We start from the raw sequence: 15,272 nt of genomic DNA, 5'->3' as shown, positions 1-15,272 counted from the left end.
ATATAGATCACAAATCCGATTGCGCAAACAAACTGTCATTGGCATCACCGGGTTATACGGTCACTATCTGACCGATGATCCCGCGGGATCATCGGGGGCCCTGCAGAATTATGGGGTGACTACATCGTGGATCGTCAATTCACGAACTTCATGATCGGGCGTTTGCCACCAGATGGTTTCCCCCTTGGCAATTCCGATCAATGCGGCACCGACGGGTGTCATGATCGAAATGCGGCGGGCGGATATGTCGGCTTCTGCCGGCATGACAAGGGCCACGGTTTGCATGTTCCCTGTGGCGTTGTCGCGGAATGTGACTTCGGATCCGATGGTTATGGTATCGGGGGGCAGTTCTGACCGACAGACGATGAGCGCCCTGTCGATTTCGTCAAGCAACCTGTTGGCAACAATCGGATTTCGGACAAGATTGGCCCGTGCGAGGTTTTCAAGCTGTTCGGCGATGGCCCGGTCAATAAAAACGGCCGGATCATGCGATTGGGTTTCGTGGAATGTTGTGGTGCTGGTTTGCATCATGAAAGGTCCTTTTGGATAAGATTTGAGCCATCTGGACGATGAAGGTCGCAGACAGCGCGGATTGTCGGGAATTGGGCGCGGTTGATACTGTGAAGGGTCAGGGTGCCGACAGTGCCATCGGCCGAAAGCAGTCGGGTGCGTTGGCCCGGTTTTAGCCCGATGACGGTCAGACCAATAAAACTGCGCAGGTCAAGGTATGCCTGATTGCCTGAGCCGGTATTGGTGTTGGCATGATGATTGTCTTGATCATTTGAGAGATCGCCATATTGGGTTTCGGGAATGCCAAGTAACGCAGTTTGTGGCGGCTGATCATTCAGGGAATAGGAAATATTGTCCCCAAAGGCTGCGTAAGGATGGGGAGCACCGGCGCTATCGAGCAGACGTGCATCGGCCAGTTTTGTGCAAAGAAGCCGCCCCAACAAAAGGTCAAGCGGGGGGGATTCATGGCGCATTTTCTCAAGCCGGGTAAAATCCTGTGAACACAGCCAGCTTGTCATCGGGCGCAGAGCTTCCAACCGCTTGAATTGGCGCGGTCGGTGGATATGGCGCATACGAAGGTCAAGCGGCGAGGTGCGATTGTTCCTGTTCGGGGGGATGCCACCCGAAGCATGGTTTTTCAACGTTGTCATTGTGATCCTGTCTGTCGGACGATCCCGCAGGATGTCCATCAAAGGTCATTGAAGGTTTGACTTCAAAACCCCGAGTGCAGGTACAGGAATACGTTCCTCACCCCACTCGGGGTGAAGTTCCTGCGAGCAGGGAACCCGCATTGATCACAAAACGAACGTTCAATCGATGGTTCAACATAGCAATGTCAGTTTAGCACACTGACCACAAAGTTGAATGTGCATATTGTCGGGAATGTAAAACCGGCGCATGGAATGCGCCGGTTTTACGTTTTTGGACATGTATTTTGGGTCTTGGACGGTTTTAAAATCGGAACCGCATCCAAATGAGGGGGCTTAGGCCGCCTTGGAAATGCCGAGCTGGCCCCAGACGGCAAGAAGCGAGTCGATCAGGTGATCGACCAGTTCATCATTATGCAATGGGCCGGGCGTAAAGCGCAGGCGTTCGGTACCGCGCGGCACGGTTGGATAATTGATCGGCTGAACATAGATGTCGTGATCAAACAGCAGGCGGTCGCTTGCTTCTTTGCACATGCTGGCATCGCCAACCATCAAGGGCACGATGTGACTGGGCGCATCCATAACCGGAAGGCCTGCATCACGCATGCGTTCGCGCAGCGTTTCAGCGCGTTCTTTTTGGGACTTGCGTTCGGCGTTGCTGTCTTTAAGGTGGCGGACTGATGCTAGCGCACCGGCCGCAATGCTGGGCGGGTGGGAACTGGTAAAGATAAAGCCGTTGCCAAAACTGCGGACGAAATCGACGATTTCATGTTTGGCCGCGACATAGCCGCCAATTACGCCAAATGCCTTGGCCAAGGTGCCCTGAACGATGTCAACACGATCCATCACGCCGTCGCGTTCGGCAACACCACCGCCACGCGGACCGTACATGCCAACCGCATGGACTTCGTCGAGATAGGAAATCGCATTGTATTTTTCGCAAAGGTCAAGAATCTCGGCAATCGGGGCGATATCGCCATCCATCGAATAAACTGATTCAAACGCAACGATCTTGGCGCGTTCCGGGCCAAGATCACGCAGGACACGTTCAAGGTCTTCGACGTCGTTATGTTTCCAGATGCGGCGTTCCGCCTTGGAATGGCGCATGCCTTCGATCATAGAATTGTGGTTGAATTCATCGGAAATGATAACGCAATCGGGCAGTTTCGACCCAAGAGTCGATAATGTCGTCCAATTGGCGACATAGCCCGATGTCATCAAAAGGGCGGCTTCCTTGCCATGCAGATCGGCGAGCTCATTCTCGAGCGCGACATGCAGGTGGTTGGAGCCGGAAATATTGCGTGTGCCACCGGCACCGCCACCCTGACCCGTGATGGCGTTTTGCATGGCTTCAAGAACCTTGGGGTGCTGACCCATGCCGAGATAGTCGTTTGAACACCAGACAGTAATCTTACGCGCGGCTTCGCCATTGCCCGGATGATAAAGGGCCTTGGGAAACTCGCCGACGATACGTTCAAGATTGGCGAACACGCGATAACGGCCTTCGGCCTTAAGGCCGGACAACGCGTCTTTGAAGAAGGTGTTATAATTCATGTTTTGTGTCTTTCGCCTGTCTCTTCGTGCGGGATCGGGATCCCTGATGCGAAGCTCTGGTCTTATCCCGATATGACGTTATATCCGGATCAGCATGGTCCCGTTCGACCGGGTCTTGATCGTATCCTTATCGGGCATGGCGCCCGGTTTGGCATTGACCCTTGTCAAAAAAATTAAAGCGATTCCAGTTTCACTTTAAACTTCTTCGCGAACCACGATGACAAAGAAGGCGTTCCATATTGTTGTGTGTCGATCTCGGTCTTATTCGCGAGCTTGTATTGTTTCGCGTTTAAGGTTCGGTTTCAATTTGGCGCGATTGGCGACATTTTGCAAGGTTTTGAAGGGGTTTCCAGCACATAATTAAATCGATTTAAACATGTGATTTAAACTATCGACCGGATCAATCTGCCTGTTTCGGGTGCTAAGCAACCCGCTATATTTTTCAAAATATAGCGGGTTTTTTGAGCCAAGTATTTGTTTTCAGGGATTTAAATCAAAGGTTGAGCAGCGTTTCATCTGGTGGTTGAAACCAGATGAAACGCTGTTGCCGATGCCGATAGGTTGATCAGCCGAGGCTTGAATGCCATTCGCCAAGGGCGGCTTCGACTTTGTCGAACATGTCATGGACCTGTTCTTCGGTAATGATCAGCGGCGGGCAGAAGGCGACCGTGTCGCCAAGGGCGCGCAGGATCACACCGTGTTCCATGCATTTCTCAGAAACGGCCTTGCCGGCCGAACCGGCAGGCGCGATTGCGGTTTTCAGGCATTTGTCATCGACAAGTTCAAATGCACCTAAAAGGCCGCGACCGCGCGTTTCGCCGACATGGTCGAATTTATTGAGGTCTTTCAGGCGTTTTTGGAACGGCGACATGACATTGCGAACATGTTCGATGATGCCGTCTTCTTCGTAAATACGCAGGGTTTCAAGTGCCACAGCGGCCGCCACCGGATGCCCGGAATAGGTAAAGCCATGGCCAAAGGTGCCGATTTCATCGGATGCTTTTTTGGCCGCCTGATAGATTTTTTCATTGATAAACAGGGCCGAAATCGGCTGATAGGCCGATGACAGCTGTTTGGCGACGGTGATCATATCGGGTTTGAGGCGGAAGGTTTCGGTGGCAAACATCCGTCCGGTACGGCCAAAGCCACAAATGACTTCATCGGCAATAAACAGGATATCGTAGCGATCCAAAACGGCCTGAATTTTTTCGAAATAGGTGCGCGGCGGAACAATGACACCACCAGCACCCATGATCGGCTCGGCGATAAACGCCCCGATGGTTTCGGGGCCTTCGGCCTGGATCAGGTCTTCGAGCTGTTCGGCCAGACGGGTGGCGAAATCCTCTTCTTCTTCGCCGGGTTGGGCTTCGCGCCAATAATGCGGCGTTTCGGTGTGAAGAATGCGGTCAATCGGCAGGTCGAACATTTTGTGGTTGCCCGGAAGACCGGTCATCGAAGCCGCCGCAACGGTCACCCCGTGATAGCCCTTTTTGCGCGAGATGATTTTCTTCTTTTCGGGCAGGCCAATCGCATTGTGATAATACCAGACCATCTTGACCGCAGAATCGGTCGCTTCGGAGCCGCTATTGGCAAAGAAGACCTTGGACATCGGTACCGGTACGAGTTCCAGCAGCTTTTCCGCCAGATCAATCGCCGGGTTGGTGCTGCGCGAGGCAAAGGTATGGTAATAGGGCAGGGTTTCAAGCTGTTTTGTCGCGGCCGCAACCAGGCGTTTCTCGTTAAAGCCAAGCGACGCACACCAAAGTCCGGCCATGCCTTCGATAAAGCTTTTGCCGTTGTCATCGGTCACATAGATGCCGTGACCCTTGGTGATGATATGCGGGCCGTTCTTTTCGTGGGCCGCGAAATTGGTATAGGGATGCAGGTAGCTTGCGATATCGCGGCTGGCAGCAGAATTGCCTTTGGCGTTCGGGGCGGTGGTGGTGGTGGTGGCGTTTATGGGCATGGCGAACCTCTGTTTCGTGCAGGTGTGATCCTGATGATTTCAAGCACTTTAGTCAGCTATTTGTGGCTTGGAAATCATTTGTTGGCGTGCTTTGGGGCGTAAGTCCTGTTGCCGGATGGCAAAAATAAAACCGGCCGGAAAATTTCCGACCGGTTTGTTATGTATGCGGTTATGGCACAGCCTTTGTAAAGGTGCTGCCCAAAGCCTAGTGCGACATCAGAACCGGGACGGTCATGTGACGCAGAAGGTGTTGCGTTACACCACCCATCATCAATTCGCGCAGGCGCGGGCGGCCATAGGCGCCGCAGATGATCAGATCAATGCTTTCATCCGCAGCCCGCGACAGAAGCAGGTCGCCAACGCTGATGCCCGTTGCATTCATGTTTTCCTTGCGGACATTGATGCCATGGCGTTCAAGACGTGCACCAATATCAACACCGGGAACCGGGATACTATCGCGCGCGCCCTTGTTCGGATCAGCACACAGGACCAAGGCGGATTTGGCATTTTCAAGGAAGGCCATGCCGTCATTCATCGCCCGCACAGCTTCGCGGTAAGGTTTCCACGCGACCATGACACGATCGCCAACGGTTTCGAAACGCCCGGCATAGGGCACGACCAGAACCGGGGTGCCCGCCGTCAGGATGGTTTTGTCGGGCATTTCCGAGGTCGATGCGGGATCGGGGCTGTCGGGGTCATATTGGCCCAGAACGGTCAGATCGTGGTGGCGGGCATACATTGCGACAGTGTCGGCAATTTCAGCAGCCGAACATGGCGTTTGCTGCCAGCTATAGGCAACACCGGCGGCTTCGCAGGCTTTGATAAATTCTTGCTCGGCGGCTTTGCCGGATTCGGCCATGGCAGCGCGTTGCTGATTGATGATTTCCTGAGAAATCTGAACTTCCATGAAACGCGGAATTTCAGCATAGGGCAGAAGAAACAGCCCCGTCAGATGCGCTTTGTGCGCCTTGGCAACTTTCAGTGCGACCGAAAGTCGTTCCGCACAAGGGGCTGAATTATCAACGTGAACAAGGATATCCCGATACATCTGCCAGTCTCCTATTCCGAGTAAGGTCGCCTTAAATCAAGGTGACCGCGTGGTTATGAGAAGCACTCTAATGCGATTGGCGGTGGTGGTCTTTGTTCTATCTCAAATGGCATGAGGTGTGGATGCCAAGTTTGTTTCGGTTCTTTGGCGCGAGAATGCGAACGCCAGATATTTGTCCCTAACCGTCAACGGTGGGCTGGGTCATTGGAATGAGTTTTTCCATGGTTGGCGAACCGTTATCAGGCATGGTTTTCATCGGCAGGGTTGATGCGGGGGCGCCGGTTGCAGGGAGGGCGGGCGATGTGATTTGCGGGGTGCCCATTGTTGTTGGATCGCCCATGATCGGCATGCTGTTTGAATTCATCCCCATGGCCGTGTCACCCGAAATGATCGCAAGGCTTTTATGGAGCTGTTGGGACAGGTCCGCCCAGTTGGCTTGAAGCGTATTGCAGGCGGCTTCGTCACGTTGTTGGACGCAACGTTGTGCCATACGGTCAAGGATGCCAAGTGCGATGCGGGCTTCGTCAACCTGTTGGCGTTGCATATCGGTGATGGCCGTTTTTTTTGCGTCGGGGGCCATGACAAAATTGTCATCAGTGGGGGGGCTTGCGGGCATGCCTGCACCTGCGCCTTCTTTCGAAGGCATTGCTGGCGTCTGGGGATTGGATGATGGGATCGATGTGCCCCATGGCGTTAAGATATCGCCGACAGCGGCCGGTTGACTGTCTTGTGCGGTCATCGGCTGTACACAGCCAGAAAGCAGGCCGGCTGCCATAACCAGACCGGTTAGAGCAGCAGTGCTTTGGATCATCATGACTTGCTCCTTGGGCCTTGACGCGGATGATGCATCTGGCCGTTCCCGTGTTTTGATCTGGCCGTTTATTGTACGGCCTTGCTTTTGCTTGGGAATATATTGAACCTTGTTGCGGGCCATGTCCAGAAAAGGGCACGTGACAGTTTCCGGTGTCTTAAACGCCCCGTCGGGATTTTCAATGGTCGCTTTCAGGCGCGATATGATTTGTGCCTGAAGGGCGCATCTTATGAAAACGGCCTGCTTTTGATGTTCAAACGGGCTGGTTTAAGCAAAAAACCACAGATGCCATGAAGAGCGCCTGTGGTTTTTCTGTTCCTTGGAAGGCTTTCCCCGTAGAGGGTTAATGATGCCCGCCAGTCGATATATTGCCGCGCCCATTTGTCAGATAAATGCCAACATTTTGCATCATGCCCTGATCTTCGTGATCAAGGATGTGACAATGCAGGACGAATTCTCCGATATAGCGTTGGTAGCGGGTGCGCATGGTGATCAGGTAATCTTGTTGGACAAAGATGGTATCGCGCCACACACCGGCATATCCGTAATATTGGCTGTCTTTGTCTTGCGTGACGTCTTTGCCTTTTTCATCAAGGACTGAAACGATTTGAAATGGATTGACGTGGATGTGGAACGGGTGCCCGGCAAGGGTAGAGCCGATTTTCCATTCTTCGACGTTATTTAAGGCCAGTTTCTGATTGATGACGTCACTTTGATAAGAAGCCGCATTTTTGATGGAATAGGGTTGATTGTCAGGTTTCAGGTCCAATTCGCCGATCTGGAATTTTGCAGGGGTCGTGCTTGTATCGATGTTAAAGGCAATGGTTCTTTCGCCTTTTACCTCGTCATCCTTGATTGTTGGGTGGGGAACGAAGGATGATAATTTTAAATTGTCTTTCAGGTCTTGTGCGATGGTCGATTGTAAGTTGGCCGGCATGAAATTTTCAGCAGTGACGATCAACTTGTCTGAAATGATGCGTCGTGATCCGTGTTGTGCCGGTTCGCCTGATACCATGACAAGTGCAAGAATCTCTGCCTTATGTTGCTGTTCATTGATGGTTTGGCCTGTGTTCAGTTTGTAATCGATCATGCAATAGTTTCCTGGCTCGGTAAAAGACAACAGCATGTCTTCGCGATATCCAGGTTGGAAAACGGTTTCATCCTGGAAGGACGCCTGGGCGCGTGTCAGGCCATCGGTTGCGATCAAGGTTTGTTCGACAATTGTGCCGCTGCAATATTTATCGACTAAAGCCTGCTTTTCGTCGGCCGATATAGCTGCTTTATAGGCTTTTTCGATTTCTTCTTCTGAGGCATCGGTCGCGAGTTTTTGAAAGCGCAGATTGATCGTGTCCCTGACCCCGGCATGGATGAAGCGCCACCGTTCGACATCGCCAGTTTGAATGTCTTTGAAATAGGGGATGACTTTGCCGTTGATCATGGTGTAACGGCCAGAAGAATTCCATGTGCCCGGACCAAATTGCAGGCTGTAATTTTCGATCTCGCCGGTTTGGCCTTGCTTGCAGTTCCAGATGGATTGGGGATCTGTGTCATTTTCATTTTGAAGGCAGGCATAGGTGTTTTGCTGGAACAGGACGACACGTTCTTTAAAGGGCGTTCCGTCTTCATTTCGCAAAAGCGTATCGATATCGCCGGTTTTGACGGCTTCACCCTTTTTCTCGGGCAAACGATTGCCATGAATGATCAAGGCGCCGCTCATGCCACTTGATACCTGAAGCGCGGTCGATCCATGCAGATGGGGATGATACCAGAATGTTCCGGCCGGGTGGTCGGTCGGAATGTTATATTCGTATTGAAATGAAACGGATGGATCGATCTTCAAAAGGACATTGTCGCTATTGCCCGTTGGGCTGATCCATAAGCCATGGGTATGCATGTTGGTGCCGTTGAAACAATGCGGCGTGTTGGGGGACATGTTCATATTGGGGGGTTGTTCGTCATTATAGCAGCTAGGGTCATCGGGTAATTGATTGTTCAATGTCAGGCGGAATGTTTCGCCAGGCCAAATATTGACTTCAGGTCCCACAAAGGGCGTTTTTTCGCTGGTGACGTCCCCGACAAGCGAGCGCAATTTCACCGCGTCATATTGATCCGTCGTGGGGTTATAGATTTTGCCTTCGGTGAAGGTGACATTTAAATTGTAATATATCTGGTTCCCAGGACCCCGGGTGGCGGGCATGGTGGCCAAATTTTTTAGGACCGTTTCGCTATCAGGTAAAGGATTGCCGTCACGATCTGTCAGGGCCGCTTCTGCAGGGTTTTCTGCAATGCGCCCGTTCGTTGCTGCATGGGTATCTGTGGCCAGGATTATTGTCGGTAACAGTGCCAAAATCCCCGCGGCAATCATGGACGTGCCTGTGACAACAGCGCCTTGATAATTTCTCCGTAAGAGTTTCATTTTCCTGCCTACTGATAATGTACGAGAAACGTGGCAAGAATTTTAAACTAAGAAGAAGAGATCTATCAACCTTGGATTGAATTTAATCCGGAGAACCTGCCCTTAATGGGGGCGTGTTGAATTTCTACTTAAGGGTAGGAAGGGATATGTTCTGGTCGAAAGCATAGTCTTTGTTTGCGATAAGTTTCCTTGCAGAAAGCAGGCGGAAAGTATGGCTCCGACCCGCTGCGATAACCACACAAGTAGGGCAGCAGTGTTTCAGATCAGCATGATTTTTCTTTGCTGTTTTCTTCTTGTTGCTGGCGATGCCTACAATAAGGTCGGATGAGAGTTGGCGGAACGCAAAACGCCCGCCGGTTTCCCGACGGGCGTCTGAAATTTGTTCACGGGCAAAGAGCTAGTCGTGCTTGCCGCCATTGGCCTTGGACCATGCGACCGGGTCGCTCAGGAATGACCGCACGCCTTCGATGGCTTCTTTGGGGAAGTATTTTCCTTCTTCGGCAACGGCTAGGATATCGGCCCAGGTTGCCAGATAATGCAGCTCGATATCGTCTTTTTTCAGTTCTTCAAGCGCATTGGGGAACACACCATAGAAAAAGACAACAAAGGCATGTTTGCATTCGGCACCGGCGTCGCGGATGGCATTGACGAAATTGACCTTTGAGGCACCGTCGGTGGCAAGGTCTTCGACCAGAAGAACGCGTTGGCCTTCGTGGATGTCACCCTCGATCCGGGCCTTGCGGCCAAAGCCCTTGGGCTTTTTGCGGACATATTGCATCGGCAGGTCCAAAACATCGGCCAGCCATGCGGAATAGGGGATGCCAGCGGTTTCACCACCTGCAACCGCGTCAAAGGCTTCGTAGCCGGCTTTGTCAGAAACCTGACGGGCGGCGAGTTCCATGACCTTGCGGCGTGCACGCGGGAAGGAAATCAGTTTGCGGCAATCGATATAGACCGGGCTTGCCCAGCCTGAGGTCAGGATATAGGCCTCTTGCGGGCGGAAATTCACGGCCCCGATATCGAGCAGGATCTTTGCGACGGTTTTGGCAGCATAAGAACAATGCGTGGTCGAAATCTCGTTGGTCATGGCGGCTATACCCTTTTCCGGATCGAATATTTGGCCACCTCTTAGCGTTTTTGGGCACAAAGCGCAAAGAAAAGCCGCTGTCCGTTTGGTCAGGATTGGCTGTTCGGGGATATTAGCCCTGATTTTATCGTGATAATGGGGAATGCAATTGCACCAGAAGGCCGATTTAAAATGGCATAATTGATATCTGAAATATCATTGTTGCATGTTTAGATGTGTTTTGTTAGGGTTTGGATATCTTCACATAAAGGATCTTTTTGATGATCACCGCAGGACAAATGCGGGCAGCGCGTGCGTTGCTGGGCATTGATCAGAAAACACTGGCGGAAATGTCCGGGGTTTCTGTGCCAACCATTCAACGGATGGAAGCCAGCAAAGGCAATGTGCGCGGCGTGATCGATACCCTTGCCAAAGTGGTCGAGGCGCTTGACCGGGCGGGGATTGAACTGATTGGTGATAACGTGCCCAGCGTCGCCATCGGGCGTGGTGTGCGTTTGAAGGAATCCGATGTGAAACCGTTCCTGTAATCCCTGTTATCTTTACCGACCGGATCGACCGGACCGGGTGAAGGATTAGGACCGCAACATAATTTTGCGACGGCGACCGCCGACTGATGCCGACGATCCCGCCGCCTTGTCACGAGGCCGCCGGAAATAATGAAAACTGCAACGAGTGAAATCAATCGAGTATCCGAACCCGGATATGTCGAATTGTTTACCCCGAAACTGGTCACGGTATTGCGCGAGGGATATGGACTTGCACAATTGCGTGCGGATGCGATTGCCGGATTGACCGTGGCGATTGTTGCTCTGCCATTATCCATGGCGATTGCGATTGCATCGGGGGTGTCGCCAGCGCAGGGGCTGTATACCGCTGTCATTGGCGGTATTTTGGTATCGCTTTTGGGCGGCAGCCGGTTTCAGATTGGCGGCCCGGCGGGGGCGTTTATCGTTCTGGTCGCGGGAACGGTGCAGGCGCATGGGCTGGACGGGTTGATCATTGCAACGATGATATCGGGTTTGATCCTGATGGCTATCGGTGGGCTTAAGCTTGGTACTTATATCAAGTTCATTCCTTATCCGGTGACTGTCGGTTTTACCGCTGGTATTGCCGTGGTCATTTTTTCCAGTCAGATCAAAGATTTGCTAGGGTTGACGTTGTCGGGGCCAGAGCCGGGACCGATCCTGGAAAAGTTCCCGATGATTTGGGCCGCTTTGCCAGGGTTTGATCCGGTAACGGTGATGCTATCAGGGGTGACGATCCTTGTGATTGTCGGGCTTAAACGGGTTCGTCCGCATTGGCCGGGGATGTTGATGGCGGTGGTCGGAACGGCGGTGGTGACCGCATTGTTCGGGTTGCCGGTATCAACCATTGGCAGTGTGTTTGGCGGCATCCCCAGCAGTTTCCCAATGCCGACCTTGCCCGCATTCACGATGGCCAAAGTTCAGGCGGTTTTGCCCAATGCGATTGCCTTTGCGTTATTGGGCGCGATTGAATCGCTTTTATCCGCGGTTGTTGCCGATGGTATGACCGGGCGACGCCATCGGTCCAATTGCGAATTGGTGGCCCAAGGGGTTGCCAATATGGCATCGGGGTTATTTGGCGGTATTTGCGTTACCGGCACGATTGCACGCACTGCGACCAATATTCGCGCCGGCGCCCATGGGCCGGTTGCAGGCATTCTTCATGCGCTGTTTCTGTTGGCATTCATTTTGATTGCCGCACCATTGGCAAGCTTTATCCCGCTGGCTTGTCTGGCCGGGGTGTTGGCAGTTGTGGCGTGGAACATGATTGAAAAGCATGCCTTTGCCACATTGATGCGGGCCTCGCGCGGGGATGCGGCGGTTTTGATGGCGACCTTCCTTTTGACGATCTTTCGCGATTTGCTTGAGGCGATTGTGGTTGGTTTTGCGCTGGGGTCGGTTTTGTTCATTCAGCGCATGTCAAAAACCACCGCGATTGCCACCCATACGCCGTTTGTGGCCGAGGATCAGGCGGATGTTATGGGCAGGGCGGCCGCAGCATCAGATATCGGGCCGGTGACCGACCCCGATATTATGGTTTACAGGATTTCGGGTGTGTTCTTTTTCGGGGCGGCGGCATCCATCGGATCGGTTCTGGATCGGATCGCGGATACCCATCGTGCCCTGATTGTTGATTTTGCTGCCGTACCCTTTCTGGATTCAACGGCGGCAAATACCCTTGCCAGTCTGGCGTCAAAGGCCGATGGGCGCGGGGTGCGGGTAATCTTGACCGGAACATCGCATGATGTCAGGCGTGAATTGTTTGCCCATGGCATCAAACCGCCCCTGGTGCATTATGAACCTGATATCGAAAAGGCGGTGGGGCGACTTCGAGCCGAACTTTCGCTGGCTGCTACGCGATCATAGTTTGCGGGTTGTTTTCATTGAAAAATTACCGGCGTTCCGGATTTCATTTACCGCCAAGCCTTTGTCCGAGCTTGGCAAAATCCGGTTTTGGGTTTAATAGGTATAGCTTTACCGAATTAAGCTGAAAGGTATTGCCATGTCGCTGGAAACCGGACTTGTCGTTGATATCGATGGCGGCATTGCGACCATCACCATTTCCCAGCCGGACCGCAAAAACGCCCTGACCAAACCGATGTGGGGCGAATTGGCGCGGATTACCGATGATCTTGGCCGGGATAATGCGCTTCGGTGCGTGGTTATTCGCGGTGGCGGCAGGGTTGGTTTTGGGGCTGGTGCCGATATTCATGAATTCGTGCGCGAACGCGACGGTTTTGCCAAGGCCCGCGATTACGGCATGTTGCACGCTGAGGCATTGCAGGCGATCGAGGTTTGCCAGCATCCGGTGATTGCCGCAATTGACGGGCCGTGTATCGGGGCGTCATTTGTGTTGGCAGCGGCCTGTGATTTACGGATTGCGGCCGATAATGCGAAATTTGCTGTACCGCCGATGAAGCTTGGCGCGACGTTGGGATACCCGGAATTGCAAATCATGCTGGATCTTTTAGGTGAGGCGGCCTTGTTTGAAATTCTGCTGGAAGGACAAGTTTTTGGTCCCGAGCGGGCGCGAGAAATCGGCTTTATCGCCCGCCATGTTCCGCTTGATGCGTTCGAGGCCGAAATTAAAACGACCGCAAACCGCATTGCAGGCGGGGCACCGATCACCCAACGCCTGCATAAGAAATTGATTAATCGCCTGAAAGAAGGTGGTTCAATCGGGGCCAAGGAATTCGACGAAGGATATCGCGCATTCGATAGTGCCGATTTCAAGGAAGGTTACACCGCCTTTTTGGAAAAGCGCAAAGCGGTGTTTCAGGGGAAATAGGGGCAATCCCCCGTAACCCTTTCGGATCAGATAGGCAAATCTGGCGTCAGCGGGACATCCGTAATGCCGTAATCAAGGCCCATTTTGTGCAGTTCGCTGGTGATTTGTGATCTGTGATGGGTTTGATGATTGAACAGCTGCATTAAAAACAGCTGGCGGGGCAATTTACGTGTGATGCCATCAAGCCCTGTCAATTCGCGGATTTCATCCTGCCAGCTATGATCATTGTCATCGACAAAGGTGGCAATTGCGGTGTCGGTTTCAGCGCGCATTTTCACCAGCGTTCCGAAATCATCGGCAACGATGGTGCATGCATCATAGGGTTCCGCCTGCCCGGTTTGAAGGATGCCCAAGATGCGCAGATCGATATAAAGCAGATGGTTCAGCGTTCCGTGGATTGACCCGAAAAACATGCCACGGTCATGGCGACGTTCCGTATCGCCAATCTGTTCGCAAAGGCCGAACAAAACACCGTTCTGCCAAGTATTGTAGCGGGCCATCGCGCGGCCGTAATCATTGAAATTCATCTTTGCCATTTTGGTGGGGCTCCTGTTTGGCGGGGATTAATCGGCACGGGTCGTGACGGTGTCACTGTTGTTGTTGCGGTTGTCGTTGCTGTCATCGTCATAGTGCGCGGGGGCGGGCTGTTCGATCTGCTTTGCCTCGGCTACGAAGTGAACCATAATATTGGCGAAAACACCAAATGCCAGCATTGATGCCGTGACGGGCAGAAGGCTGCCATCATGGACCTGACCAATGATCATACCCGCCATCGCACCGGTTGCGAATTGGATGGTACCCATCAATGCCGTTGCGGTCCCCCCGATATGCGGGAAAAATTGCATAAAGGATGCGGTGGCGTTGGGCGCGGTCAGGCCGATCATGCCAACGGCGACCATCACCAGCGGCACTACGGCATAAAGTGATGGTTCAAACAGGTTGACCGCGATAAACAGCCCGATCACCGCTGCCAGTTGAATGCCCGTACCAATCGCCAGAATTTGATGGCATTCCATGCGTTTCAGCATTGGATTGTTCAGCCGGTTACAAATGACAATGACCACAACATTGGCGCCAAACAGATAGGGGAACTGGCTGGGCGAAACGCCGAAAAAGTCGATATACATGAACGGGCTGTCGGTCAGGAAACTGAACATTACCGCGCTGGCCCCGGTATGGGCCAGCATGAAGCCAACCGCCTTGCGGGTTTTGAAAACTTCCAGATAGGTCCACCAGATACGGCGTGCCGGGCCGGCATAACGCGGGCGCAGTTTGGTTGTTTCAGGCAGCTTGAACCAAACCACCACCAACATGATGCTGCCATAGATCACCAGCAGGACGAAAATCGCCTGCCATTGGAAATAGACCAATAACGCCGATCCGACGGTTGGCGCGACCAGTGGCGCAATCATCATGATCACCGCAATCAGGGCAAACATGCGCGCGGCCTCTTTGCCATCAAACAGATCGCGGACCGATGCCCCGACAATCACCAGGGCAAACCCGCCGCCAATGGCCTGAATAAAGCGCATGACGTTAAGCGATATCGCACTGTCGACGCCGATGATGATCGCACTGCAGATAATATAGATCACCAATCCGATCAGGGCGATGGGACGCCGCCCGACACGATCCGAAAGTGGCCCGCCAATCAATTGGCCCAATGCAAAGCCGATCAGGAAGGTGCTGATGGAAACTTCGACATTGTGGGTGGGGGCACCAAAATCGGCTGCCATGGCCGGGATGGCAGGCAGATAGGTGTCAATTGCAAAGGGCGCGGTTGCGATCAATGCGGCAAGCAGGATTGCAAGACGCTGTGTATTGATCGGGGCGCTGGCATCGATATTTGCCATAAACTTTCGTTCCGTTTCTTTGGGTGGCAGGTGGGGTGCGATCTGTCCGGTTTTCCGTTGTCTTTTCC

The 15,272-nt window shown here is 52.9% G+C and carries 13 protein-coding genes; 3 read left to right on the top strand and 10 right to left on the bottom strand.

Annotated features, from left to right (window positions below; genetic code table 11):
- Positions 1 to 108: 108 nt before the first annotated feature.
- From rnk to TALK_RS10320, 8 genes are all read right to left on the bottom strand, one after another.
- Complete coding sequence (gene rnk, locus TALK_RS10360) at positions 109 to 531, bottom strand: nucleoside diphosphate kinase regulator (RefSeq protein WP_245829829.1); 423 nt, start codon at positions 529 to 531, stop codon at positions 109 to 111.
- Positions 528 to 1,160 carry a hypothetical protein gene (locus TALK_RS10355; RefSeq protein WP_085618529.1) on the bottom strand — a complete coding sequence of 211 codons (633 nt, stop codon included), beginning with the start codon at positions 1,158 to 1,160 and terminating at the stop codon, positions 528 to 530. Before TALK_RS10355 ends, rnk begins: the two co-directional genes overlap by 4 nt.
- Positions 1,161 to 1,493: 333 nt before the next feature.
- Positions 1,494 to 2,711 carry a 5-aminolevulinate synthase gene (gene hemA, locus TALK_RS10350; protein WP_085618527.1) on the bottom strand — a complete coding sequence of 406 codons (1,218 nt, stop codon included), beginning with the start codon at positions 2,709 to 2,711 and terminating at the stop codon, positions 1,494 to 1,496.
- Positions 2,712 to 3,276: 565 nt separating this feature from the next.
- Complete coding sequence (locus TALK_RS10345; RefSeq protein WP_085618525.1) at positions 3,277 to 4,677, bottom strand: aspartate aminotransferase family protein; 1,401 nt, start codon at positions 4,675 to 4,677, stop codon at positions 3,277 to 3,279.
- A 205-nt stretch (positions 4,678 to 4,882) separates the two neighbouring features.
- On the bottom strand, positions 4,883 to 5,725 hold the full coding sequence (locus TALK_RS10340) for a universal stress protein (RefSeq protein ID WP_085618523.1): 843 nt from the start codon (positions 5,723 to 5,725) through the stop codon (positions 4,883 to 4,885).
- 178 nt (positions 5,726 to 5,903) lie between these two features.
- Entirely contained in the window at positions 5,904 to 6,539 is a 636-nt protein-coding gene (locus tag TALK_RS10335) for a hypothetical protein (RefSeq protein ID WP_085618521.1), read from the bottom strand.
- 340 nt (positions 6,540 to 6,879) lie between these two features.
- A complete protein-coding gene (locus TALK_RS10325; RefSeq protein WP_169714998.1) occupies positions 6,880 to 8,631 on the bottom strand; it encodes a multicopper oxidase family protein in 1,752 nt (583 codons plus the stop codon).
- Between the two features lie 718 nt (positions 8,632 to 9,349).
- On the bottom strand, positions 9,350 to 10,039 hold the full coding sequence (locus TALK_RS10320) for an orotate phosphoribosyltransferase (RefSeq protein WP_085618515.1): 690 nt from the start codon (positions 10,037 to 10,039) through the stop codon (positions 9,350 to 9,352).
- Positions 10,040 to 10,299: 260 nt separating this feature from the next.
- Here TALK_RS10320 and TALK_RS10315 point away from each other — a divergent pair, with 260 nt between their 5' ends.
- The 3 genes from TALK_RS10315 (at position 10,300) to TALK_RS10305 (ending at position 13,351) form a co-directional block, all read left to right on the top strand.
- The gene (locus TALK_RS10315) at positions 10,300 to 10,566 is read left to right on the top strand and encodes a helix-turn-helix domain-containing protein (RefSeq protein ID WP_085618513.1); all 267 of its coding nucleotides are present in this window, start codon (positions 10,300 to 10,302) and stop codon (positions 10,564 to 10,566) included.
- A gap of 129 nt (positions 10,567 to 10,695) precedes the next feature.
- Positions 10,696 to 12,429, top strand: coding sequence for a SulP family inorganic anion transporter (locus TALK_RS10310; RefSeq protein ID WP_085618511.1), 1,734 nt, complete (start codon positions 10,696 to 10,698; stop codon positions 12,427 to 12,429).
- A 136-nt stretch (positions 12,430 to 12,565) separates the two neighbouring features.
- On the top strand, positions 12,566 to 13,351 hold the full coding sequence (locus TALK_RS10305; protein WP_085618509.1) for an enoyl-CoA hydratase/isomerase family protein: 786 nt from the start codon (positions 12,566 to 12,568) through the stop codon (positions 13,349 to 13,351).
- 26 nt (positions 13,352 to 13,377) lie between these two features.
- Here TALK_RS10305 and TALK_RS10300 read toward each other — a convergent pair whose 3' ends face one another.
- Positions 13,378 to 13,887, bottom strand: coding sequence for a DinB family protein (locus TALK_RS10300; RefSeq protein WP_085618507.1), 510 nt, complete (start codon positions 13,885 to 13,887; stop codon positions 13,378 to 13,380).
- Between the two features lie 27 nt (positions 13,888 to 13,914).
- Complete coding sequence (locus TALK_RS10295) at positions 13,915 to 15,204, bottom strand: multidrug effflux MFS transporter (RefSeq protein ID WP_169714997.1); 1,290 nt, start codon at positions 15,202 to 15,204, stop codon at positions 13,915 to 13,917.
- Between the last annotated feature and the right edge of the window lie 68 nt (positions 15,205 to 15,272).

The organism is Thalassospira alkalitolerans (assembly GCF_002115745.1).
In the GTDB taxonomy this organism is placed as follows: domain Bacteria; phylum Pseudomonadota; class Alphaproteobacteria; order Rhodospirillales; family Thalassospiraceae; genus Thalassospira; species Thalassospira alkalitolerans.
The sequence above is the reverse complement of the archived record's forward strand: the minus strand, read 5'-3'. Positions and strand labels throughout refer to the sequence as shown.

Coding starts and splice junctions, on each gene's coding strand:
- rnk (WP_245829829.1), bottom strand. CDS start 531: ATGATGCAAACCAGCACCACAACATTCCACGAAACCCAATCGCATGAT.
- TALK_RS10355 (WP_085618529.1), bottom strand. CDS start 1,160: ATGACAACGTTGAAAAACCATGCTTCGGGTGGCATCCCCCCGAACAGG.
- hemA (WP_085618527.1), bottom strand. CDS start 2,711: ATGAATTATAACACCTTCTTCAAAGACGCGTTGTCCGGCCTTAAGGCC.
- TALK_RS10345 (WP_085618525.1), bottom strand. CDS start 4,677: ATGCCCATAAACGCCACCACCACCACCACCGCCCCGAACGCCAAAGGC.
- TALK_RS10340 (WP_085618523.1), bottom strand. CDS start 5,725: ATGTATCGGGATATCCTTGTTCACGTTGATAATTCAGCCCCTTGTGCG.
- TALK_RS10335 (WP_085618521.1), bottom strand. CDS start 6,539: ATGATGATCCAAAGCACTGCTGCTCTAACCGGTCTGGTTATGGCAGCC.
- TALK_RS10320 (WP_085618515.1), bottom strand. CDS start 10,039: ATGACCAACGAGATTTCGACCACGCATTGTTCTTATGCTGCCAAAACC.
- TALK_RS10315 (WP_085618513.1), top strand. CDS start 10,300: ATGATCACCGCAGGACAAATGCGGGCAGCGCGTGCGTTGCTGGGCATT.
- TALK_RS10310 (WP_085618511.1), top strand. CDS start 10,696: ATGAAAACTGCAACGAGTGAAATCAATCGAGTATCCGAACCCGGATAT.
- TALK_RS10305 (WP_085618509.1), top strand. CDS start 12,566: ATGTCGCTGGAAACCGGACTTGTCGTTGATATCGATGGCGGCATTGCG.
- TALK_RS10300 (WP_085618507.1), bottom strand. CDS start 13,887: ATGGCAAAGATGAATTTCAATGATTACGGCCGCGCGATGGCCCGCTAC.
- TALK_RS10295 (WP_169714997.1), bottom strand. CDS start 15,204: ATGGCAAATATCGATGCCAGCGCCCCGATCAATACACAGCGTCTTGCA.